Consider the following 20,909-nt stretch of genomic DNA (forward strand, 5'->3'; position numbering starts at 1 on the left):
CCACGGGTACCGGCGGTCCGGCCCGCCGGATCCTGGTGGGCCGGGCCACCGGACCGGATCCGCCGCACCGGGCACACCTTCAGGCCGGGCGGGCGAAGCGGGTGCCCGTCGCTCGGGCGCGGGATTCGGCGATCTCGGTGCCGGCCGCCTCGCGGCCGGCCCAGTGCGAGCCCTCGACGGACTTGCCGCGTTCGAGGTCCTTGTACACCTGGAAGAAGTGGGTGATCTCCAGCAGGTCGTACTCGCGCAGGTCGCCGATGTCCCGCAGGGCGGCGTAGCGCGGGTCGTGGGCCGGCACACAGAGGATCTTCTGGTCCGGGCCGCGCTCGTCGCGCATCACCCACATGCCGACCGCCCGGCAGGTGAGCACGCAGCCCGGCACGGCGGGCTCGCCGCCGAGGACGAGGGCGTCCAGCGGCTCGCCGTCGCCGCCCAGGGTGCCCTCGACGTAGCCGTAGTCCGCGGGGTAGCGGGTGGCCGTGAAGAGCGTGCGGTCGAGGCGGATCCGGCCCGCGTCGAAGTCCATCACGTACTTGTTCCGCGACCCCTGCGGGATCTCGATCATCACCTCGAACTCGGCGGGTTCCACCGGTGGCCTCCTCCTCGGCTCCTGGGGAGATTGTCCGCCGTCGGGGCTCCCCCGGCACCGTCGAAACGGCCCCCGCGGTTCACGGTCAACCGCTAGCATCCGGGTCATGGGGAGTTGGCGGGTCACGGTCATGCACCACCATCGCACGCCCGGCGGACGTCCGCAGGGCCGCCCGGAGGGGCCGCTGGCCCGGCGGGACGGCTGGGAGGTGCACGGCCGGGACGGCGAGCTCAGCTGCGTCGACCCGAGCGGTCTGGTCCGCTGGCGGCAGCCCTGCCCCGGGCGGCCGAACGCGGCGCACATCTCCGCCGGCCGGGTGCTGGTCACCACCGACTCCTTCGAGTACACCACCCGGGGCCACCTCGGTCCGGCCCTGCTGCTGGACCTCGCCGACGGCGCTCCGGTCGCCGAGCTGCGCGGCGAGCGCGGCGCGGCGGTCGGCGGCGGGCGGTTCGTCCTCGGCCTGGAGGGCTACGGCGCATTCGACACCTGGGCCCACGACCGGGACGGCGCGGTGGTCGACTCCTGGCGCAGCTACGGCCACTACGTGGTCGGCGACGGCCTGCGCGTGGTCGAGACGGACCGCCGCCGCCCCACCGGCAGCCGGGTGGTGCGGCTGCTGCCCGGCGGAGCGGTCGAGCGCGGCCCGCTGCTGACCGACCCCCAGGCACCGGAGCCGCTGGCCCTGCCCGATGGCACCCTGCTGGTCCTGGACGCGGGGGTGCTGCGCGCCGTCGGGCGGGAGCTGGACGACGCCGTGCTCGCCGAACTGCTCCCGCTGGCCCCGGAGGAGCAGCACCGTTTCACCGGTGGGCTGCGCCGGACGGCCGAGGGCCTGAACGCGACGCTCGTCGAGCGCCACCCGACCCGGATGGGCAGCTACACCACCCACACCTGGGTGCTCGGCCTGGTCGGGCTCTGACCACCCGCTCAGCGGACGGTCGCCCTCCAGGGGCCCTGCTCGGGGCGCGCCTCGGTGTCGGTGCCCGGCCAGGGCGGCATGGTGACGGCGGTGATCCGCAGGGGCCCGTCGGTGTCAGGGTCGGCCCGGAACTGGAAGGCGGTGCCCAGCGGGATCGACGCCGCGGTTCCGGGCGTGAGCCGGAGGGTCTCCTCCCGGCCGTCCTGGCGCCGCCACAGTTCGCCGCTGCCCGCGGTGACCTGCCACAGCTCCTGCACGGTGGCGTGCGACACCGCGCGGGTGACCTGCCCGGGGGCGAGCTCGAAGACCGCGAGGCTGCCCAGACCGTCCAGCACCAGCAGCGGGCGGACCGCGGCGCCGTCCGGGGCGGTCACCACCGGGGCGTCAGCGGTCCCGGCGCTCTCGAAGGGTCGGTGGACAGGCGGTACGGGGTGTTCGTTCATCCGACGACCCGGCCTCTCGTGTGACGGAGTTCCTCACTCCCCGAGGCTGTTGCTCCCCTGGCTGCCACTACCCCGGAGCGCCCCGGACTACCCCGGGACGCCCCCGAACTCGCGCACGGCCTCGGTCACGATGGATTCCAGACGGGCGTGGTGGGCGCCGCGCCAGTAGGCCTGGCCGCAGTCGGCGCACTGGGCGAAGGCGTCGTAGGAGCGCTCGGTGCCGTCGTGGAGCTGCTCACGCACGGTGGTCTTGCTCACCGTACGCAGCGTGCCGTTGCAGGTGGTGCAGCGGCTCCAGGGTGCGAGCGGCGGGGCGAAACGGGAGAGCACGTCGCGCAGTTGCTCGGCGGGGCGGTGGCTGTAGACGTAGGCGCCGGCCCACAGTTCGCGGCGGCGCAGCAGGCCGCGGTCGCGGGAGAGCATGACGCGCTGCTCGGCGGCGGAGCGGGCGGCCAGGGCGGCGTCGCCGATGTCCGGGTTCTCGTACGCGGCGTCCACACCGAGCAGGCGCAGGCGGCGGGCGAGGGTGCCGAGGTGGACGTCCAGCAGGAAGCGCGGCGGGGCGGGCGAGGGCTGCGGACGGGCCACCGCCTCGACGCTGACGTGCTCGGTGTCGGCCGGGACGTGCGAGTCGCGTACGGGCCGGCCGTCCACCAGCAGGGCGCCGACCTCGGTGAGCGGGACGCCCAGGGACTCGACCACGTGGCCGAGGGTGGAGGTGCCGTCGGTGCGCAGCGCCGTACGGCCGGCCCGCCGGGGCGCGGAGACGAAGAGGTGCAGCTCAGGGGCGAAGTCGAGCCAGATCTGGGGTCGGTCCACGCGGCCAGCATGCCAGCGGGGGGCGGGCCGGGGCCACCGGTTTCCGGGGCCGTCCCGTGCGGCCTACGCGGCGGGCACGACCGGGGCGGGCGCCGACCGGCGGTCGCGTGCCGCCCAGCGGGCGACCGGGCCCATCGCGTACCCGGCGGCGAGGAACACCCCGCCCAGCACCAGCCAGCCCGCGAGCCCGCCCTCCAGCAGCAGCGCGGTGAGCAGCAGCGGCCCGAGGGTGCGGGCGACGGCGACGCCGGTGCCGAAGAAGCCCTGGTACTGGCCGATCCGCTCGGGCGGGGCGAGGTCGAAGCCGAGCTGCCAGGAGCCGGCCGACTGCCGCATCTCGCCGGCCACCTGGAGGACGGCCGCGACCACCAGCAGCGCGCCGAACGCCCACACCGGGACGTCCAGGGCGGAGAGTCCGCAGACCACGCAGGAGGCGAGCAGCAGCACCCCGGAGGCGCGCACCGCCCGGACCGCAGAGTCCAGTCCGCTGACGTCGCGGGCGGCCCGGACCTGGAAGGCCAGCACGGCCAGGGTGTTGAGCACGAAGAGCACCGAGCCCAGCCAGCCGAGGCCGGAGGCGCGCTGGGCGATCCACAGCGGCAGGATCAGGCTGAGCAGCGGCATCCGCAGCAGCAGCACGGTGTTGACCAGGGTGACGGCGGCGTAGCGGCGGTCGCGCAGTACGGCCAGGCGCGGGCCGGTGCCCGACTCCTGCGGCGCGGGCGGGACTTCGGGCAGCCGTCGGAGGACCAGTGCGCCTGCCAGGAAGCCGAGGGCGGTGACGGCGAAGGCGCCGAGGTAGGCGGTCCGGGTGCCGACGGTCAGCGCGATGCCGCCGATGGCGGCGCCAACGGCCAGGCCGCCGTTGAGGGTTGACTGCAGGTGGGCGAGCAGTCCGGTCCGTTCGGCGCGCGGCACCAGGCCGGCGACCAGGGCCTGCCGGGCGGCGGTGAGGCCGGACTGCGCGGTGGCGTAGAGGCAGACGGCGAGCAGGAACAGCGCGTAGGAGCGCACCACCAGGAGGGCGGCGACCACGGCGGCCGTGCCGAGCGCGAGGGCCACCGCGGTGCGGCGGGGGCCGCGCCGGTCGGCGAGGTGGCCGAGCGGGACGCCCGCCAGCGAGCCGAGCGCCCAGGCGATCGCCAGGCCGAGGCCGAGGGCGGTCGGGGACATCCCGACGACGCGGGTGAAGTAGAGCGCGGAGCAGGTGTAGTAGGCGCCGTCGCCCACCGAACTCGCCAACTGCGCTGCGGCCAGGGTGCGCTGGGGACCGGCGGGGGGCAGCAGGGTGAAGCCTGCGGCGCTCTGGTTCGGCACTTCTCTCCTGTCGGACGGGCGGCGCGCGAGCCGGGGGGTTCACGACCGTCCGGGCGGCTCTCAGCGGGGCACCGCCCAGCCTAGGGGCGGAATGGACCGGCTGACAGGTCCATTGATCTTGAATCTTCCCGGGCCACTTGCACGCCGCCCGGCGCCCGTCGCCGCACCGCCGGGCGATCCGTGAACTCCCGTACGACGGGAGCCCGTTGCCCCGGGAGCGCAGTCCCGGACCGCTCTCCCCGCCCGCCCGAGGCGCCGTCCGTACCCGCTCCGACGCCGTCACCCCAAGCGGACGCAAGCCCTCCACCACCCTCCCGGCGGGCCAGGATTGGTCATGTTGACCCGTCAGTAGTGCCCTCCTATGCTCAACGGCGTTCGCGATCCGGCACCGGGGCCGGGGCCGTCCGTGCCCGCCCGATCCGGCGCCGCCTCCGGCTCGAAGGGCTTCCTCGCATCAGCACCTCCATCGCCCCCTCGGACTCCGCCGACAACCCGGGCGACAGCGGACGGCCGGCCGCCGCCCCCGACGGCCCGGCGGCCCACGACGACCCGGCCGTCCCCGCCGGGTCCACCGGCCGCCGCCGCTTCCTCACCTACCTGCTGGCCGCTCCGACCCTCACCGTCGCCGCCCCGGCTCGGCCTCGACGCCGCCGCGCCGGCCTTCCGGCGCGCCGGCCTCCGCGCAGGCCGCCGTCCGCGCCGCCGCGGCCGCCCAGGACGCTTCCGCGCCCCCGCAGTTGCTCGGCCTGCCGGGCATCCCGGACGTCCTCGACCTCGGCGACGCGATGATCCTGGCCGGGCTGCCCACCGCGCACCTGCTGGTGCTGGAAATCACCCCCGCCGGGCGTGCCGCGCTCCACCTGCCCCGGCTGGAGGTCGGCCAGGGCCTGACCACGGCGATCGCCATGCTGGTCGCCGACGAGCTCGACGCCGAGCTCACCGACGTGGACGTGCCGCTCTCCGACGGACGCCCCGAACTGCTCTTCAACCAGCTCACCGGGGGCTCCAACTCGGTGCGCTCGCTGTACGACCCGGTGCGCGCCGCGGCCGCCGCCGCCCGCGCCCGGCTGGTCACCGCCGCCGCCCACCGCTGGAACGTTCCGGCGAGCGGACTGCGCACCGCCGGCTCCGCCGTCCTGGCCCCCGACGGCCGCCGCCTCGGCTTCGGTGAACTCGCCGCCGACGCCGCCTCGGTGGTCGTACCGGCCGTGCCCGCCACCCCCAAGCCGGCCGACCAGCGCCGCCTGGTGGGCAGGCCGACCGGACGCATCGACGCCCGCGACATCGTCACGGGGCGCGCCGAGTACGCCGGGGACCTGCAGATCCCCGGCGCCGCGCCCACCGTGGTCGCCCGACCGACCACCGTCAACGGCACCCTCAAGTCCCTGGACGCCTCCGTCGCCCGCGCCATGCCCGGCGTGCTCGCCGTGGTGCAGATCCCCAGCGGCGTCGCCGTCCTCGCCGAGACCTTCGACCAGGCGCTCAAGGCCCGCGACGCGCTGCGCACCACCTGGACGCCCGGCCCGGTCGCCGACCTGTCCGACGCCGACGTCCGGGCGAAGCTGCGGGCCGCCCACGCACCGTTCCTGCTGCCGCCGCTGCTCACCCCGTACCTGGACGGCGAGTTCGACTTCGCCTTCGTCAACCACGCCCCGATGGAGGTGCTCACCGCCGTCGCCGACGTGCGGCCGGGCCGCGCCGAGCTGTGGTTCGCCGCGCAGAGCCCGATCATCGCCCAGCAGACCATCGCCGCCGAACTCGGCCTGCCGCAGAGCGCCGTGACCGTCCACGTGGTGCGCGGCGGCGGCTCCTTCGGACGCAGGCTGTTCTTCGACGCCGCCCTGGAGGCCGCCCAGATCTCCAAGGCCGCAGGCCGGCCGGTCAAGCTGATGTGGACCCGCAACGACGACATGCGCCACGGCCGGATGCGCCCCGCCAGCCACCACCGGATCCGCGCCACCTACGGTCTCGGCCAGGTGCTCACCTGGGAACACCGCGCCGCGACCGTCCGGACCGACCTCTCGCACGGGCTCGGCGAGGCGCTCACCGGCGCCGGTTTCAACCTCTCCGTCGCCGGGATCAGCCTCGCCCAGGCCTTCTTCCTGCTCACCGAGAAGAACCCGTACAACGTCGGCATCCCCACCCAGCTGCTCGCCGAGCTGCCGCTGCAGCTGCACACCGGCAGCTGGCGCTCGGTCTACTCGGGCACGGTCCGGGTCGCCGACGAGATCATGATGGACGAACTCGCCCGCCGGATGGGCCAGGACGAGGTCGCCTTCCGCCGCGCCCGGCTGCGCGACGCCGCCGGGCGGGCGCTGCTGGACACCGTCGCCAAGGCCGGCGACTGGGGCCGCCCGATGCCGGCCGGCCAGGCCCAGGGCGTCGGCTACCACGAAGAGAACGGCGGCCGGGTCGCCTACCTGGTCGAACTCGACGCCACCGACCGCGCCAACCCCCGGGTCATCAAGGCCGTCATCGCCGCCGACGTCGGCCAGGTCATCAACCCCCGCGGCCTGGAGGCCCAGCTGACCGGCGCCCTGAGCGACGGCATCTCGGTGATCCTCCTGGCCGGCAACCACCTGGACAACGGCACGTTCCGGGAGGGGAGTTACGCCGACTTCCACTACGCCCGGCAGCGCAACACCCCGCCCACGGTCGAGATCCACCTGATGCCGCCGAGCGGAGCTCCGGGCGGCGCCGGCGAGTTGGGCGTCCCCGCGGCCTCCGCCGCGGTCGCCAACGCCTACGCCCGGGCCACCGGCACCAGCCCGCGCTCCTTCCCGATCAACTTCTGAGGAGTTCGACTCCCATGCCCACCCACACCTTCGTCCTCAACGGGCGGTCCGTGACCGTCGACGCACCGGACGACATGCCGCTGCTCTGGGTCCTCCGCGACAAGCTCGGCGTCACCGGCCCCAAGTACGGCTGCGGAGTGGGCGTCTGCCGGGCCTGCACCAGCCACCTCGACGGCCAGGAGTTCCAGCCCTGCACCCACTCCGTCAAGGACTGCGCGGGCCGCACCGTCACCACCATCGAGGGCCTCGCCGACGGCGACACCCTCCACCCGGTGCAGGAGGCCTGGATCGACTGCGACGTCGCCCAGTGCGGCTTCTGCCAGCCGGGCCAGATCATGACGGCCGTCGCCCTGCTGCGCCGCACGCCCGACCCGACGGACGCGGACATCGACCAGATCCAGAACATCTGCCGCTGCGGCAGCTACCCGCGCATCCGCGAGGCGATCAAGCGCGCGGCGTCGGGCGGAAACCCCTGAACAGGAACGGTCAGACTTCGACGGCCGCCCACGGGTCGCGGCCGAAGAACGCCGCCAGCCGGTCGTACACCGGGGCGTCCGCCGGCGCGGGGACCTCGGGGCCGAAGGCATGGTGCTCCGCCTCCTCCCCGCGGTACTCGGGCCTGAGGGCGCCGCGGGCCCAGTCGAGCGCCGCGAGCGCGACCTCGTGGTCCAGGCCCGCGGTCGACCGGCCGGTCGCGCGCGCCAGGTCCCAGGCGTGGACGGCGAATTCGGCGATCTGCTGGTCGACCGGGAAGCGCGCGGGCAGGATGGCGCCGCCGGGGGCCGGTGCCGTACCGGTGAGGTCCCCGGCGGCGCGCCAGGCCGTGACCAGCCGCTGTGCGCCGGCTTCGAAGGCGTGCAGCCAGTCCTCCTCCACCCGCTCGAAGGACTGCGACCGGTCCGGCTGTCGGCCCTCGGCCCGCACGGTGAACTGCCGCAGGTCGAACAGCAGGTGGCTGACCAGGTCGCCGACGTCCCAGGAGCGGCAGGGGGTCGGATGGCCGGCCAGCTCGACCCCGGTGCCGTCGATCAGGCCCGCGGTCTGGGCGAGCGCCCGCGCGAGCAGCTCGATCGGGTCGTCCACCGCGGTCATGGCACACCTCTCGGTCCGGGGGCGCACGGATCGTGCCGGGCGATCGTAAGCGCGGGCACCGACGACCGCCGGGCACGACACCCGGGCGCCCGGCACGACGCCGCCGTCCCCGGTCCGGCGTGCGGAGGCCCTTGGGGGTGTCAGGCGGCGAACCCGCCGTCCACCGACAGTTCCGCACCGGTGACGTACCGGCCGTCCTCGCCCGCCAGGTAGGAGACGGCGCCCGCCACCTCGTTCGCCGTGCCGTACCGGCCGAGGGCGACGAAACCGCGCTGGAAGTCGGCGGACGGGCCGTCGGCCGGGTTCATGTCGGTGTCGATCGGGCCCGGGTGGACCAGGTTGACGGTGATCCCGCGCGGGCCGAGCTCCCTGGCCAGCGCCTTGGTGAGGCCGATCAACGCGGCCTTGCTGGTCGCGTAGAGCGCGGCCCCGGGGAAGACGACCCGCTGGGCGATGCAACTGCCGATGCCGACGATCCGCCCGCCCTCGGTCAGGTGCTTCACCGCCGCCTGGGCGTACAGGTACGGCGCACGGACGTTCACCTCCAGCACCCGGTCGAGCTCCTCGATCGCGACCTCCTCGATGGCGCCGCCCGCGCCGACCCCCGCGTTGTTCACCAGGACGTCCAGCCGCCCGAACCGCTCGGCGACCGCGGCGACCGCGGCGTGCACCGCCTCCGGGTCGGCGCTGTCGGCGCGCACGGCCCAGCCGGTGCGCCCCATCGCGGTGATCTTCGCGACCACCTCCTCGGCCCGCTCGGCCGAGCCCTGGTAGGTCAGCGCCACGTCGGCGCCGTCCTCGGCCAGCCGCAGCGCGACCGCCGCCCCGATCCCCCGGCTGCCGCCGGTCACCAGGGCCACCTTGCCGTCGAGTCCCGCCGCACCGTTCGTCGTCATTCCTCAGACCTCCTCGTTCACGCGTTCCGCTCGCGGCCCCGGCCGGTGTTCCGGCCGGCGTTCCGCGCTCGGCGTGTGAGTCGATCCTGTTCCGGATCCCTTGACGTCTCCGGCGGTATTCGGACGTTGCGTTCAACGTTCAACTACAACTCCGGAGACGCGCAGCGGTAGTACGACCCGACGGCCGGCTGGCCGGTCCAGTTGGGTCCGGCCGACGGATCGGCGCCCTCGTACTCGAACGGCAGCCCGACCGGCCGGCCCCCGTCCAGGAGCAGCAGGTGACGGCGGGCCCGGTACTCGAAGCCGGCCGCCCGCAGTGCGGCCAGGCGGTGAGCGCACTGTCACTGACCAGTCGGACCATCGGGCAACCCTACTGATGCAGGCCTTCGCCGAACGCGCCGAGCGGCCACCCCGCGCGGGGTGGCCGCTCGACCGCGCCGGAGCGCGGCGGGGCGTCAGACGGTCAGGGCCTGACCCGGGAAGATCAGGTCCGGGTTCCCGCCGATGGTGCGGACGTTCTTCCCGTACAGGCTGTCGGTGTCGACGCCGAACTTGGCGGCGATGCCGCTCAGCGTGTCACCGCTCCTGACGGTGTAGCTGCCGCCGGAGGTGTTCTTCTCCGCCGCGGGAGCCGACTGCACCGGCTTGGCCGACGGACGGCCCTGCGCGGCCTTCGGAGCCTGCGGCTTCGCCTTCGGGGCGGCCTTCCGGGGGGCCTCGGGGGCCTCCTTCGCGGCGCGCTTGACAGCCGGCGCGGCGGCGGCCGAGCCCTGGTCGGAGGAGCCGTCGACGGCGGCCGGGGCACCGCCCTTGCTCAGGCCCGCCTTCTTGGAGCAGACGGGCCAGGCACCCGGCCCCTGCGAGGCGAGCACCTTCTCGGCGACGGCGATCTGCTGCGCCCTGGTCGCCTGGTTGGCCTGGGGGGCGTACGCGGTCCCGCCGTACGCGGCCCAGGTGGAGGGGGTGAACTGCAGTCCGCCGTGGAAGCCGTTGCCGGTGCTGATGCTCCAGTTCCCGCCGCTCTCGCACTGGGCGACGGAGTCCCAGGTGGAGGAGGGCGCGGCGGAGGCCGAGGTGGCCGTGACGAGGCCGGCCACCGGCAGGGCCGCGACGGCGGCACCTGCGACGACCGCCATCCGCAGGCGGTTGCGCTTGCCGGTGGCGGTGGTGTCGGTGGCAGCGGCGGTCTCGTGACGGGAAGTCATGGATGTCCTCTCGACAAGCCCCGGGCGGGCAGGCGGAACCAGGCCCGGGACATGGGCCGGTCGGTCGCGCTCACCTCACTCGTCGGGCGGCCGGACACGTGTCGGACGTGCCGTGCCGCCCCGGTCACCTCCGCTCGCCGACGGCCTGTGGGAGCCGGCCTCGTCGGCGGGCACGGCCCTCGCGCCGGTGGTCAGTCGGCGGGCCGTGCGTCGGGGTGAACCCGGGTGGCGCTCGTTGCGCCGCCAAGAAAGCTAGGGGCATGTCCCGGGCGCAGCAAGCGATTCTTGGTCTTCGCAGGTCAGTTGACTGTTACCGGCGGTATCGATCAAGAAAGCGCGCCCGGTTCGACCGGATTTGACCGCATTTTGAAGATCTAACGATCAATTTCCGTGCCCGCGCTCACATCTGTCCACCCGTGAAGTCCCGCACACCATCGACCGTCAGCGACCGGATGTTGACGCGCCGTCACCTGACGTTCCGGAGTTCCCGATTCGAGGCGGCAGTTGAGTGGCATCCGCCACTGTGAACGCGATCCGTGTCGCCGCGAAGACTTTCAGTGACCGCTGTCGAGTTCCGCGTCCCGCGCCAGCAGCGCCGCCTGGACCCGGTTCTCGCAACCCAGCTTCGCCAGGATCCGGCTGACGTACGTCTTCACCGTCGCCTCGCTCATGTGGATCCGGGCCCCCGCGTCCGCGTTGGACAGACCCTCCCCGAGCAGTCCCAGCACCTCCAGCTCGCGGCCGGTGAGCACCTCCAGCCGGCGCCGGGCCTCCGCCCGGCGGGCGGTCGCCGAGGCGCTGCGCCCGGAGGCGAGCGAGTCGACGATGTGCCGGGTCGCGGCCGGGGAGAGGAAGGCGTTCCCGCCGGCCGCCGCCCGGACGGCCTGGATCAGCTCGTTCGGTGCGGTGTCCTTGAGCAGGAACCCGGCGCCGCCCTCGGTCACGGCGCGCAGGACGTTCTCGCGCTCCCCGAAGGTGGTGAGGATGATCGCCCGCGCGCCGGGTGCGACCCTCCCAAGCTCCCGGAGCGCCGTCAGTCCGTCCATCACCGGCATCTGGATGTCCAGCAGGACGACGTCCACCCGGTGAGCGCGGGCCAGGTCCAGCGCCTCCCGGCCGTCGGCGGCCTCCGCGACCACCTCGATGTCGTCGGCCGATCCGAGGATCATCCTGATCCCGGCCCGGATGAGCGGCTCGTCGTCGGCGACGAGGACTCGGATCACGCTGGTCATTCCCCTCGAACGGTGGTGCGACTGGGGCACCATCCTCACATCCCGGCCGCCCTGCCTTCCGCCCGGGCCGGAGCGGGCGACGTGGCGCGGGTCAGTCCTTGCTGAGGTACTCCACCTTCTCCACCAGCGTCCCGTCCCTGAAGCAGAACCGCGCCACGTGGTTGTCCGACCAGGAGTCGCCGGGCTCGCCCTTCGCCAGCGAGTACCAGCGGCAGTGCGAGCCCTCCGGCCTGGGCGGCCCGGCGTCCTGGTAGTCGGCGGTGAAGAAGTCGTTGCCGGGCGGCAGCCGGCGCAGCACCTCGGCCCGTGACTGGCCCGGCTGGATCCCGTCGTAGACCGACTGCCGCACCGTCGAGTCGCCGGCGCCCCGGACCAAGGCCACCACGCCCCAGGCCACCAGGGCCGCCACGACCAGCGTGACCGCGCCCACCCCGGCCGCGCAGCCAAGTGCGGGGCGCCGCCGCCGGCCGTCCGCCCCGTCCTCCGCCGACAGGCCGCCGAGCTCCCAGTCCTCCTCACCCGCCGGGGCGGCGGTGCCGTCGGTCTCCGCCCCCTCGTACGGGAGGACGGCCGCCAGCCGGAAGCCCTGCTCGGGAGTCGGCCCGGCGTGCACCATCCCGCCGACCAGGCGGGCGCGCTCCCGCAACCCGGTCAGCCCCTGTCCGCCGCTCACCACCGAGTTCACGCCGGGGTGCGCGCCGACGAGCGCCGGCGCGCGAGGGTTGGCGACCTCCACGACGAGCGCGTCCGGTTCGTAGCGGAGCGCGACCGCTATCGGCGCGCCGGGGGCGTGCTTGTGCGCGTTGGTGAGCGCCTCCTGGACGATCCGGTAGGCCGCGTGGTCGACCGCCGCCGCGAGCGGACGCCGCTCGCCCTCGGCGGAGAACGCCACCTCGGCCCCGGCCGTCCGGGAGGACTCCACCAGCCCCTCGACGCCGTCCACCCCGCCGCGGGGCGGCGCCGTGCCCGGTGCACCGACCGCCGGCGGCAGCGCCGTCGACTCGTCGTGCAGCACCCCGACCACCTCGCGCAGCTCGCGCATCGCCGCGACCGCCGCCTGCCGCAGCACCCCGACGGCCTCGCGCTGCCGGTCGCTGAGGGTGCGGTCCACCTCCAGCGCGCCCGAGTGCACGGAGATCAGCGCGAGCTGGTGGCCCAGGCTGTCGTGCATGTCCTGGGCGATCCGGTGCCGTTCGCGCAGCCGCGCCTGGTGGACCACCATCGCCCGCTCGCGCACCAGTTGGTCGTTGCGCTCCTGCAGCGCGTCCAGCAGCGCGCGGCGCTGCGCGCGGTAGCGGCTGTAGAGCGCGGGAAGGACGGCGAAGACCAGAAAGAGAGCGAGCGACAGTCCGATGATCAGCTTGGAAGAACCCGCCGCACCGTCCTTGAGCATCCCGAAGGTGGAGAACATCAGATAGCTCAGCACGAAGGCGCCGACCAGCCGCCACACCCGGCTGATCCGCGCCCCGGCCGCCCAGCCCGCGCCCGCCAGCAGCAGTACCGGTCCGATCGACCAGCCCGCGATCACCCCGGTCAGCACCAGCACGGTGGCCGGAAAGCCCTTGCGCAGCACCCACAGCACGGCGACCGCGAGCCCGAACGGCACCGCCAGATCGGTGCCGGCCACCAGCTCCAGCAGGCCGGCGACCACGCCCATCAGGACGGCCAGCAGGGCCTCGCCCACCACCCGCCGGGGCCGCCAGGGCCCCGGCAGCGCCGTCCGTACCGCCTTCGACCAGGCCCGTGCGATTGCTTCCACCGGTCGAGGCTAACCGGCCCGCCGGCCCGGCCGCGGTCACCCTTCGTCGCCGTCGACGCCGACGAAAGTCGCCGGGCCGCGGGCCCGCCCGGTGCCCTCGACCGCCGTGAGCAGCAGCGCGACGTCGTCCACCCGCCCGGTGGAGCCGACCTCGCGCAACAGCCGCTCGGCCAGCTCCTCCAGCTCCTCGCCCGCCCGGCCGCGCGCCAGCGCGGCCCGCAGCCGGTCCACCCCCTGGTCGATGGCCAGCTCCGGGTCCTCCACCAGACCGTCGGTGTAGAGGACGAGCAACGAACCCGGCCGCAGCCGAAGCTCGCTGACCGGGTACGCGGCCCGGTCGTCCACCCCCAGCAGCGGCCCACCCGGGACGTACAGCGCCTCGGCTCCCCCGTCCGGGTGGCGCAGCACCGGCGGCAGGTGTCCGGCCCGGCCGATCCGCACCGTGCCGTCCGCCGGGGTGAGACGGACCAGGCAGCAGCTGGCGAGCAGCCCGGGATCGAGGTCCAGCAGCAGCCGGTTGGTGCGGACGAGCACGCGGTCGGGCGGCTCTCCGCCGCTGGCGAAGGCGCGGACGGCGCTGCGCAGCTGGCCCATCGCGGCGGCCGCGGCGACGCTGTGGCCCTCGACGTCGCCGATCACCAGGGTGAGGTCGGCGCCGGTGACGATCGCGTCGTACCAGTCCCCGCCGATCTCCATGCCCTGGGTGCCGGGCAGGTAGCGGGCGGCGGTCCGCAGGCCCGGCACCTGCGGCAGTCGGTGCGGCAGCAGGGCCTGCTGGAGGCCGCGGGCCAGGGCGAACTCGGCGTCGTACAGCCGGGCGCGCTCCAGCGCCTGGGCGATGAAGCCACCGAGGCCGGTGAGCAGCCCGCGCTCCTCCAGCGTGAAGGTGTGGGCGCGGTCGAAGCCCAGGATGCAGCTGCCGACCGGACGGCCGGAGGCGATCAGCGGCAGGAACGCCCAGGCGCCCATCTCGTCCAGGGCGAGGCCCGGGTAGGCGGCGGCGAGTTCGCGCACCGACTCGAAGAAGATGGGGGTGCCGGTGCTGAGCGTCTCGGCGCCGGGAACGCGGGCGTCGATCGGGGTGCCCTCGAAGCCGTCCAGGAAGCCGTCCGGGTATCCGGCCTGCAAGACCAGGTGCAGCCGCTGCTCGTGCACCCCGTAGATGGCGAGCTCCTGGCCGCCGAACGCCGGGAGGATCTCCTCGGCCACCGCCCGGCACACGTCGCGCACGGTGACGGCCTCGGTGAGCGCGCTGGCCAGCTGGAGGAGGTGGTGGGTGCTGCCCACGCCGCCCGTGCCGGTCGCGCTGCCCACACCGGTCGTGCTGCCCACGCCGCCCGCGCCGGGACCGGCCGGCGGCTCGGCCGGCCCCGGCGGGGACTCGGCGGCGACCACCCGGCCGGTGACGCCGTGCGCGTCGGGGAAGAGCGAGAAGGCGAGCCAGCCGTCCGGCGGGCGGGCGGCCAGGAAGGTGGTGGGCTGCTGGGAGAGCAGGGCGGCGCGGTAGCGGTTCTCGTAGAAGGGGTCGGCGAGCCAGGGCAGCACCTCCCACGGGTGGTGGCCGACCAGCTCCTCCCGGGTCGCCCGCAGCAGTGGCTCGGCGGCCCGGTTGACGTAACTGATCAGGCCGTCCGCGTCGAGCGAGAAGACGCCGTCGCGCAGCCGCTCCACGGCGGCCGCGGCGGCGGTCAGGGTGCGCACGTCCAGGACGGCGCCGACCAGGTGGGTCCCGCCCTCGGAAACCGCGCCGGGCACCCGGGCCCACAGCTCCACCGGGTACGGGCGCCCGGCCGGCCCGAGCACCCGCACCCTGGCCGCCAGCACCTCGCCGCGCTCCAGGGCGGTCCGGGCGGCGGCCCGGAACTCGGGCACGTCCCCGGGGGCGATCCGCCCGGTCAGACAGAACACCGTGCCGTCGAACTCGCCGGGCCCGAAGCCGAAGATCTCCCGGAACTGCACGTCCGCGGCCAGCGCCCCGGTGGCCACGTCCCAGTCGAACAGCCCGACCCGGGTGCTGGGCACCGACGGCGGCGGCAGCTCCACCACCGCGGCGTCACCCCCCGCCTCCACCGACTGCCCGGCCGCCGCCAGCTCGGAGAGCCCGGCGCCCAGCCGGGAGGCGACCGCCGACAGCTGCCCGCACTCCAGGGATGGCACGCCGTCGTCCGAGGCCGGCCACAGCACGCTCAGCACGCCGAACCGCTCCCCGCCGTGCCCCACCGGCACGTAGGCCGAGACGAAGTCGTAGGGCAGCCCGACCGCCAGCTGCGGGAAGCGCCGCATGGTCTCCTCGGCGTCGGCCAGGGTGACGCTCCGGCCGGTCCGGAAGCACACCGCGACCGGCAACGGCCCGGCGGCCGCGATCCGCCGGAACGGACTCATGATCGAGAGCGGCACCCCCGCGACGGTGCGCAGCACCAACGCCCGCCGGTCCCGCGACCGCAGGTACACCATCGCCGCGTACGCCCCGGTCGATCCCAGCACCCGCCGCACGGCCTCCGCCAACAGGGCGTCCCGCTCGTACACCACCTCGGGTGCATGCTCGTCCGGGAGCGCGTGCTCGTCCGGGAGGGCGTCCCCTTCCGCGAGCGCCCCCGACGCCGGTTCCGGAGCCGTTTCCAGGACCGGTTCCGAAGCCGTCTCCGGGGCCGCCCCGCGGACCGGCTCGGCGGCCCCGCCGGCCGCCTGCGGATGGCGCATGCTCCCTTGCTACGTCCGCCCCCGAACCCTGTCAAGGCGAGCCCCCGCCGCCCCTGGCCGCCCACCGGCCGCACCCGCACCGCCGCCATCCGCCCGGAACGCCTCGCGGCGGATCCCCCGGCTGGGTGGCGCACTACAGCTCGGTGAGGTCGACCTCCACCGGGTACGGCACCACGGCCTTCACCAGCCCGGTGAACAGCTCGTCCGTGCGGTAGGACCGGTCGGCGGCGTCCAGCACGTACGTGTGAACGACCGGCACCCGGCCCACCGCCTGCTCGACCCGCCAGTAGAAGGGGATGCCGGCCTTGGCGTACTGGTCGAGCTTGACCACCCGGTCGGTGGTCTCCGAGCCCGGCGAGACGACCTCGACAAGCAGCAGTACGTTGCTCGGTCTGGCCGGAGTCTCGTGGACGGCGTCCCTGCGGTAGACCACCACGTCGGGCCGACGGTTGTTGAGCGGCACGTCCTGCAGCCGCACGTCGAAGTCGGTGTCGGCGTTCCAGTCCTCACCGCCCGCCTGGTCCAGGGCGTTCGCCAGGTACCGCGCGAGCCGGTTGTGGAGAATCGAGGCGCTCGGACTCGCGACCACCATCCCGTCGACGATCTCTACGCCCGCACACAGTTCTTCAGTCCAGGAGTCGTACTCCTCACTGGTGATCTGCCGGTGCATCCACTCGGGTGCGATCATCTCGGCCGTCACGGTGTACCTCCCCGGTTTCCTGCGCGGGCCCGTGCTGCGCCACAGCCTCGTACGTCCACCGCCGGGACTTGGGATGGTTCGGGGACCGTTCGATATCCTCCGGGCGAGTGGTGGCGCCGAGGCCGCCGGGGGTGGGAGCGAGGACCGCATGAAGTCGTCCGAGGGGCCGGTGCAGGAGGCTTCCTGGCAGTGGGACGGGGAGGCGGACGACGCGGCCGGGGCGCCCGGGGACGTGATCGGCGGGGGCGGGGACGGTCCCCGGTTGAGCAGGCGCGGGTTGCTGGTCGGGGCCGGGGCGCTAACCCTGGGCGGCGCGGCGTGGGCGGTCACCGGCGCGCAGGGCGGCGGGCCGGCACCGCGACCGCGGCCGACCTCCGTCGCGGGGCCGACGCCGCTGTGGACGTACCGGGGGCCGGAGGCGATGACCCCGGAACGGCTGATGGTGCCGCCGGACCGGCCGGTGTCCCTGTCGAGGGCCGGTCTGCAGGTCCTGGACCCGGCCGACGGCGGCCCGAAGCGGCTGCTGAGCTTCGACCCGCCGCCGCCCAAGGACTGGCCGAGCGACCTCGAACGCCCCGCCGGGAACGTCGCGGTCCAGCGCGACTACCTCTACACCTCCGCCTCCCGGGGCCACCTGGACGCCCATCACCTCACCGACCCGGCCGCCGACTGGAGCCTGCCGCTGCCCGACGACCTCCAGGGCGGGCTCCAGCTCACCGCCGTGGACGCCGGCGTCCTCTACGGCTGTGTGCTGGGCTGGCCCCGCGCGGACAGCACCGTGCCGAGCAGCCGGCTCTTCGCCGTGCGGTTGGAGGAGCGGTCCCTGCTGTGGTCGGTCGCGGTCGACCGGCAGGAGCGGCCGGTCGCCCACGAGCACCTCGGCAACCAGCTGGCCTGTGTGCGGTCCCTCGGCACCGGCTCCGAGCTGGTGGTCCGGGACTCCGCCACCGGCCGTGAGCTGTGGACCGCCCCGGGTGGCGGGGACCTGAGCTGGTGCACCGCCGTCGGGCGGAGCTTCCTCGTCCCGGACGGCAGCGGCGGTGTGCGCCTGCTGGGCGCGGACGGGAAGCCGGGCTGGACCCGCTCCCCCGCCCGGGGCGAGTCCTGGCGGGCGCTGCCGCCCGTCCCGGACGCCGTCCGGGTGTTGGTCCCGCGCGACGACGGCGTCGTCACCTGCCTGGAGACGGTCAACGGCCGGGTGCTGTGGTCCTGCAAGCTGCCGTTCCTGCTGGACCTCCGCAGCCGTCCGCTGCTCCACGAGGGCACGCTGTACGTTCCGGGCCCGGCGGCGGGCGGGGTCGGCGCGATCCACGCCGCGACCGGCGTCCTGGGGTGGACCTTCCGCGATTCCGGCCCCGGCCGGGACGTCTGGAGCCTCGCCTCCGACGGGGAGCGGCTCTACGCGGGCCACGACGAGGTCCTGCACGCCCTCCCGTTGACCTGAATCGCCCCGCCCCGACCCGACTCGCCTTCGGCGACCCGACGAACGGCAGGATGACCTGGTGCAGGTACGCCCGATCTCCCCCGACAGGCTGGCCGAGCTGCTCGCCGACCGGATCACCGCGCTGCCCGGCTCCGGCGAGCGGTGGCTGCGGGTGGCCGTGGACGGCGCCGGGGCCGCCCGGCCCGAACTGCTCGCGGACGCCCTGGTGGAGCCGCTGAGGCTGCGCGGCCGCCCCGCGCTGCGGGTGTCGGCGGTGGACTTCCTGCGCCCGGCCTCGATCCGGCTGGAGTACGGCCACCGGGACGCGGACGCCTTCCACGACCTCTGGCTGGACGACGGCGCCCTGCTGCGCGAGGTGCTGGACCCCCTGGAGCCCGGGGGCAGCGGCCGGGTGCTGCCCTCGCTCCGCGACCCGGCCACCGACCGCTCGACCCGCGCCGCGTACGTTCAACTCCCGCCCGGGGGCGTGTTGTTGCTGGACGGCGCACTGCTGCTCGGCCGCTGGCTGCCACTGGAGCTGACCGTCCATCTGGCGCTCACCCCGGCCGCGTTGGCCCGCCGCACCCCGGCCGACCAGCAGTGGACGCTGCCCGCCTTCGCCCGCTACGAGGCGGAGACCGGGCCGACCGAGGCCGCCGACGTCGTCGTCCGGGTGGACGACCTGCGGCACCCGGCCCTGGTCGAGCGCCCGTAGGGCCTGACCAGCCGATGCCGGCGGGCCCGGCAAGGAGCCGCCGGTCAGCCCCTGCCCACCGGGGCCGGTCCGCGCTGGCAGTACGGGCACCAGAACACCGCCCGGTCGCGCGGGGCTTCGCCCTGGCGCCCGGTCAGGACGGGCGTGACGCAGCGCGGGCAGGGCCGTCCGGCCCGGCCGTAGACCCAGTGGCGGTAGCCGGGCCGGGTGTCGCCGGTGGTGATGTGGCCGGGGCGCAGCTTGTTGGCCTCCAGCATCTGCCGGGCGCGCTCCACCAGCCGGTCGGGGTGCGGGACTTCGCCGATCTCGGTCCACGGGGTCACCCCCGCCACGAAGCACAGTTCGTTGGCGTAGACGTTGCCGATGCCGGCCAGGTTGCGCTGGTCGAGCAGGGCCTCGGCGAGCGGCCGGGCGGGGCGGGCGAGGAGCCGGCGGACGGCCTCGACCGGGTCCCAGTCGGAGCCGAGCAGGTCCGGGCCGAGGTGGCCGACGGCCCGCCCCTCGTCGGCGGTGCGCAGCAGTTCGACGACCGGGAGGCGGTAGCCGACGGCGGTGCCGTGCTCGGTGCCGAGGAGGGCGCGGATCTGCCAGGCGGGGCCCCCGCTCCAGCGTTCTCCGGGCCGGTAGACCTCCCAGCGGCCGTCCATCCGCAGGTGGGTGTGCAGGGTGAGGCCGCCTTCGAGGCGGGTGAGCAGGTGCTTGCCGCGCGGGCGGACCTCCAGCACCCGGCGCCCGGCGAGTGCGGCGGTCGCGTACGCGGGCACCCGCAGTTCGGCGCTGGTCAGCAGCTGTCCGGCGAGGGCGTCGTGCAGCCGGGCCGCCACGCGGTAGACGGAGTCACCTTCTGGCATGACTCCATTCTGGTCCGCGTGGCGGCCCGGCGCGGCCCCGTCCCGGTGGCGCTACGGAGCGTGGGCACCGCCCTCGACGTGGCCCTCGCGCACCACGACGACCGGGCACGGGGCGTGCTCGGTGACGTGGCGGCTGACCGAGCCGAGCAGCACGCCGGAGAAGCCGCCGCGGCCGCGGCTGCCGACGACCAGTACCGCGGCGCCCTTGGCGGCCTGCAGCAGGGCGCCCGCCGCGTTGCCGGGCACCACGCCCTCCCTGATCGGCACGCCCGCGTCCTGGCCGATCACCTTGGCGACACTCTCGGTGAGGGTCTTTCCGGCGAGTTCCTCCGGGTTGTAGGCCTCGGGCGGCACGGTCGTGCCGCCCCAGCCGTAGAAGGCCGGGTACTCCCAGGCGGTGACCGCGTCGACGGTCCCGCCGACGGCCCTGGCGTAGTCGACCGCCCAGCGCAGCGCCTCCTCCGAGGCGGGCGAGCCGTCCACACCGACGACGATCCGGGGGGTGTCACTCATGCCGTGTCTCCTTCGGTTGCTCCTGCTCGGTCCCAACGCGCCCAACATAGATCAAATCGGACAAACGGCCCCCGGTTGCCGCGCCGGGCCCGGCATTCCGGGCCCTGGCCCCCGACGGCCGCTGGCCGACTCAACGGCGGTAGGCCGTCCAGGAGTTGGACATCAGCTGGACCTGGCCCGGGGTGAACCGGGTCATGCAGGAGTCGTAGCTGTAGTCCATGAAGTTGTGGATCGGGTCGAGTCCGCCGCCCGGGCAGCTGTGGCGGCCCTCGGGGCAGCCGTAGGCGGGGGTGCGCTCGGGCGGGGTGTCGTCCACGTAGTCGCCCGGGGGCAGGCAGCCGCCCTGGAAGGTGTGGAAGAGCCCGAGCCAGTGGCCGATCTCGTGGGTGGCGGTGTTGCCCTCGTTGTAGTGGGTGGCGGGGCCGCCGGGCAGCGAGTCGTCCAGGATGACCACGCCGTCGTCGGTCGGGTGGGAGCGGTAGGCGTCGGGGAAGGCCGACCAGCCGAGCAGGGACTCGCCGAGGTGGGCGGTGTACAGGTTGAGGGTGCCCTGGTCGCCCTTGCGCAGGGCGCTCTTCATCGCCTGTTCCGCGGTGGAGCCGGGCGTCATGCCGGTGTACCAGGCCGCGTTGTCGGTCCAGTCGGTGCCGGCCAGCACGAAGTGGAACGGGGTCGGCGTGTTGCCCTCGCCCTGGCCTCCGTAGGTCGCGTTCAGGTGGTCGATCTGGGCGGCGACGACGCCCTCGTCCAGCCGGCCGGTGTCCCCGGAGTGGATCACGTGGACGTACACCGGGATGCCGGTCGGCGCGGCGGCCAGCGGGACGTGGGCGGGGCCGAGCTCGACGGCGGTGGAACCGAAGGCCGGGCTGGTGAGTCCGGCTGCCAGGACGGTCCCGGTCAGGACGGCGAGCGTCTTCTGCTTCCCACTCATTTCAGTG

At 74.8% G+C, this 20,909-nt stretch carries 19 protein-coding genes; 5 read left to right on the forward strand and 14 right to left on the reverse strand.

Going from position 1 to position 20,909, the window contains the following annotated elements:
- Nucleotides 1–79: 79 nt before the first annotated feature.
- Nucleotides 80–565 carry an inorganic diphosphatase gene (locus HS99_RS18260; protein ID WP_030289749.1) on the reverse strand — a complete coding sequence of 162 codons (486 nt, stop codon included), beginning with the start codon at nucleotides 563–565 and terminating at the stop codon, nucleotides 80–82.
- 130 nt (nucleotides 566–695) lie between these two features.
- Between HS99_RS18260 and HS99_RS18265 the strand changes: the two genes are divergently transcribed.
- The gene (locus HS99_RS18265; RefSeq protein ID WP_191093540.1) at nucleotides 696–1,511 is read left to right on the forward strand and encodes a hypothetical protein; all 816 of its coding nucleotides are present in this window, start codon (nucleotides 696–698) and stop codon (nucleotides 1,509–1,511) included.
- Between the two features lie 8 nt (nucleotides 1,512–1,519).
- On the opposite strand, the gene HS99_RS18270 is transcribed toward HS99_RS18265, so the two are convergent.
- The 3 genes from HS99_RS18270 to HS99_RS18280 all read right to left on the reverse strand — a co-directional run bounded on the left by HS99_RS18270 (nucleotide 1,520) and on the right by HS99_RS18280 (nucleotide 4,090).
- Nucleotides 1,520–1,954: a cupin domain-containing protein gene (locus HS99_RS18270; protein WP_050366373.1), complete on the reverse strand. Its 435-nt coding sequence runs from the start codon at nucleotides 1,952–1,954 to the stop codon at nucleotides 1,520–1,522.
- An 87-nt stretch (nucleotides 1,955–2,041) separates the two neighbouring features.
- The gene (locus HS99_RS18275) at nucleotides 2,042–2,773 is read right to left on the reverse strand and encodes a Mut7-C RNAse domain-containing protein (RefSeq protein ID WP_030289752.1); all 732 of its coding nucleotides are present in this window, start codon (nucleotides 2,771–2,773) and stop codon (nucleotides 2,042–2,044) included.
- Nucleotides 2,774–2,836: 63 nt separating this feature from the next.
- Nucleotides 2,837–4,090, reverse strand: a complete 1,254-nt coding sequence (locus HS99_RS18280) for an MFS transporter (protein ID WP_191093541.1) — start codon at nucleotides 4,088–4,090, stop codon at nucleotides 2,837–2,839.
- A gap of 737 nt (nucleotides 4,091–4,827) precedes the next feature.
- Between HS99_RS18280 and HS99_RS18285 the strand changes: the two genes are divergently transcribed.
- Entirely contained in the window at nucleotides 4,828–6,885 is a 2,058-nt protein-coding gene (locus tag HS99_RS18285) for a xanthine dehydrogenase family protein molybdopterin-binding subunit (protein WP_244915991.1), read from the forward strand.
- Nucleotides 6,886–6,899: 14 nt separating this feature from the next.
- Nucleotides 6,900–7,361, forward strand: a complete 462-nt coding sequence (locus tag HS99_RS18290; protein ID WP_030289755.1) for a (2Fe-2S)-binding protein — start codon at nucleotides 6,900–6,902, stop codon at nucleotides 7,359–7,361.
- A 10-nt stretch (nucleotides 7,362–7,371) separates the two neighbouring features.
- On the opposite strand, the gene HS99_RS18295 is transcribed toward HS99_RS18290, so the two are convergent.
- The 7 genes from HS99_RS18295 to HS99_RS18325 form a co-directional block, all read right to left on the reverse strand.
- Nucleotides 7,372–7,977, reverse strand: a complete 606-nt coding sequence (locus HS99_RS18295; RefSeq protein WP_030554193.1) for a TIGR03086 family metal-binding protein — start codon at nucleotides 7,975–7,977, stop codon at nucleotides 7,372–7,374.
- Nucleotides 7,978–8,117: 140 nt separating this feature from the next.
- Complete coding sequence (locus tag HS99_RS18300; RefSeq protein ID WP_030554190.1) at nucleotides 8,118–8,873, reverse strand: 3-oxoacyl-ACP reductase family protein; 756 nt, start codon at nucleotides 8,871–8,873, stop codon at nucleotides 8,118–8,120.
- A 455-nt stretch (nucleotides 8,874–9,328) separates the two neighbouring features.
- Nucleotides 9,329–10,078 carry a LysM peptidoglycan-binding domain-containing protein gene (locus HS99_RS47840; protein ID WP_030289758.1) on the reverse strand — a complete coding sequence of 250 codons (750 nt, stop codon included), beginning with the start codon at nucleotides 10,076–10,078 and terminating at the stop codon, nucleotides 9,329–9,331.
- Nucleotides 10,079–10,632: 554 nt separating this feature from the next.
- A complete protein-coding gene (locus HS99_RS18310; protein WP_030289759.1) occupies nucleotides 10,633–11,301 on the reverse strand; it encodes a response regulator transcription factor in 669 nt (222 codons plus the stop codon).
- Between the two features lie 100 nt (nucleotides 11,302–11,401).
- Nucleotides 11,402–12,967 (reverse strand): sensor histidine kinase, encoded by a 1,566-nt coding sequence (locus tag HS99_RS18315; RefSeq protein ID WP_078938479.1) that lies wholly within the window; start codon nucleotides 12,965–12,967, stop codon nucleotides 11,402–11,404.
- Between the two features lie 138 nt (nucleotides 12,968–13,105).
- Nucleotides 13,106–15,769 (reverse strand): SpoIIE family protein phosphatase, encoded by a 2,664-nt coding sequence (locus tag HS99_RS18320; protein ID WP_078867649.1) that lies wholly within the window; start codon nucleotides 15,767–15,769, stop codon nucleotides 13,106–13,108.
- A gap of 133 nt (nucleotides 15,770–15,902) precedes the next feature.
- Nucleotides 15,903–16,469 (reverse strand): Uma2 family endonuclease, encoded by a 567-nt coding sequence (locus HS99_RS18325; protein ID WP_030289762.1) that lies wholly within the window; start codon nucleotides 16,467–16,469, stop codon nucleotides 15,903–15,905.
- 148 nt (nucleotides 16,470–16,617) lie between these two features.
- On the opposite strand from HS99_RS18325, the gene HS99_RS18330 reads away from it, so the two are divergent.
- Both HS99_RS18330 and HS99_RS18335 read left to right on the forward strand, forming a co-directional pair.
- Nucleotides 16,618–17,913 (forward strand): outer membrane protein assembly factor BamB family protein, encoded by a 1,296-nt coding sequence (locus tag HS99_RS18330; RefSeq protein ID WP_030289763.1) that lies wholly within the window; start codon nucleotides 16,618–16,620, stop codon nucleotides 17,911–17,913.
- 58 nt (nucleotides 17,914–17,971) lie between these two features.
- The gene (locus tag HS99_RS18335; protein WP_030554183.1) at nucleotides 17,972–18,607 is read left to right on the forward strand and encodes a nucleoside/nucleotide kinase family protein; all 636 of its coding nucleotides are present in this window, start codon (nucleotides 17,972–17,974) and stop codon (nucleotides 18,605–18,607) included.
- A gap of 44 nt (nucleotides 18,608–18,651) precedes the next feature.
- Here the strand turns inward: HS99_RS18335 and HS99_RS18340 are convergent, their stop codons facing one another.
- From HS99_RS18340 to HS99_RS18350, 3 genes are all read right to left on the reverse strand, one after another.
- A complete protein-coding gene (locus HS99_RS18340; RefSeq protein ID WP_030289765.1) occupies nucleotides 18,652–19,458 on the reverse strand; it encodes a DNA-formamidopyrimidine glycosylase family protein in 807 nt (268 codons plus the stop codon).
- A 51-nt stretch (nucleotides 19,459–19,509) separates the two neighbouring features.
- On the reverse strand, nucleotides 19,510–19,971 hold the full coding sequence (locus HS99_RS18345; RefSeq protein ID WP_030289766.1) for a universal stress protein: 462 nt from the start codon (nucleotides 19,969–19,971) through the stop codon (nucleotides 19,510–19,512).
- Between the two features lie 130 nt (nucleotides 19,972–20,101).
- Nucleotides 20,102–20,909 (reverse strand): zinc metalloprotease (locus HS99_RS18350; protein ID WP_107406515.1); only part of this gene is annotated, 808 nt, incomplete at its 5' end.

Source organism: Kitasatospora aureofaciens (genome assembly GCF_001188955.3).
Lineage (GTDB): Bacteria > Actinomycetota > Actinomycetes > Streptomycetales > Streptomycetaceae > Kitasatospora > Kitasatospora aureofaciens.

Bases quoted from the DNA above. Each gene is read 5' to 3' on its own strand.
- HS99_RS18295 (WP_030554193.1), bottom strand. From the start codon at position 7,977: ATGACCGCGGTGGACGACCCGATCGAGCTGCTCGCGCGGGCGCTCGCC.
- HS99_RS18270 (WP_050366373.1), bottom strand. From the start codon at position 1,954: ATGAACGAACACCCCGTACCGCCTGTCCACCGACCCTTCGAGAGCGCC.
- HS99_RS18345 (WP_030289766.1), bottom strand. From the start codon at position 19,971: ATGAGTGACACCCCCCGGATCGTCGTCGGTGTGGACGGCTCGCCCGCC.
- HS99_RS18340 (WP_030289765.1), bottom strand. From the start codon at position 19,458: ATGCCAGAAGGTGACTCCGTCTACCGCGTGGCGGCCCGGCTGCACGAC.
- HS99_RS18265 (WP_191093540.1), top strand. From the start codon at position 696: ATGGGGAGTTGGCGGGTCACGGTCATGCACCACCATCGCACGCCCGGC.
- HS99_RS18320 (WP_078867649.1), bottom strand. From the start codon at position 15,769: ATGCGCCATCCGCAGGCGGCCGGCGGGGCCGCCGAGCCGGTCCGCGGG.
- HS99_RS18300 (WP_030554190.1), bottom strand. From the start codon at position 8,873: ATGACGACGAACGGTGCGGCGGGACTCGACGGCAAGGTGGCCCTGGTG.
- HS99_RS47840 (WP_030289758.1), bottom strand. From the start codon at position 10,078: ATGACTTCCCGTCACGAGACCGCCGCTGCCACCGACACCACCGCCACC.
- HS99_RS18290 (WP_030289755.1), top strand. From the start codon at position 6,900: ATGCCCACCCACACCTTCGTCCTCAACGGGCGGTCCGTGACCGTCGAC.
- HS99_RS18330 (WP_030289763.1), top strand. From the start codon at position 16,618: ATGAAGTCGTCCGAGGGGCCGGTGCAGGAGGCTTCCTGGCAGTGGGAC.
- HS99_RS18315 (WP_078938479.1), bottom strand. From the start codon at position 12,967: ATGGGCGTGGTCGCCGGCCTGCTGGAGCTGGTGGCCGGCACCGATCTG.
- HS99_RS18260 (WP_030289749.1), bottom strand. From the start codon at position 565: ATGATCGAGATCCCGCAGGGGTCGCGGAACAAGTACGTGATGGACTTC.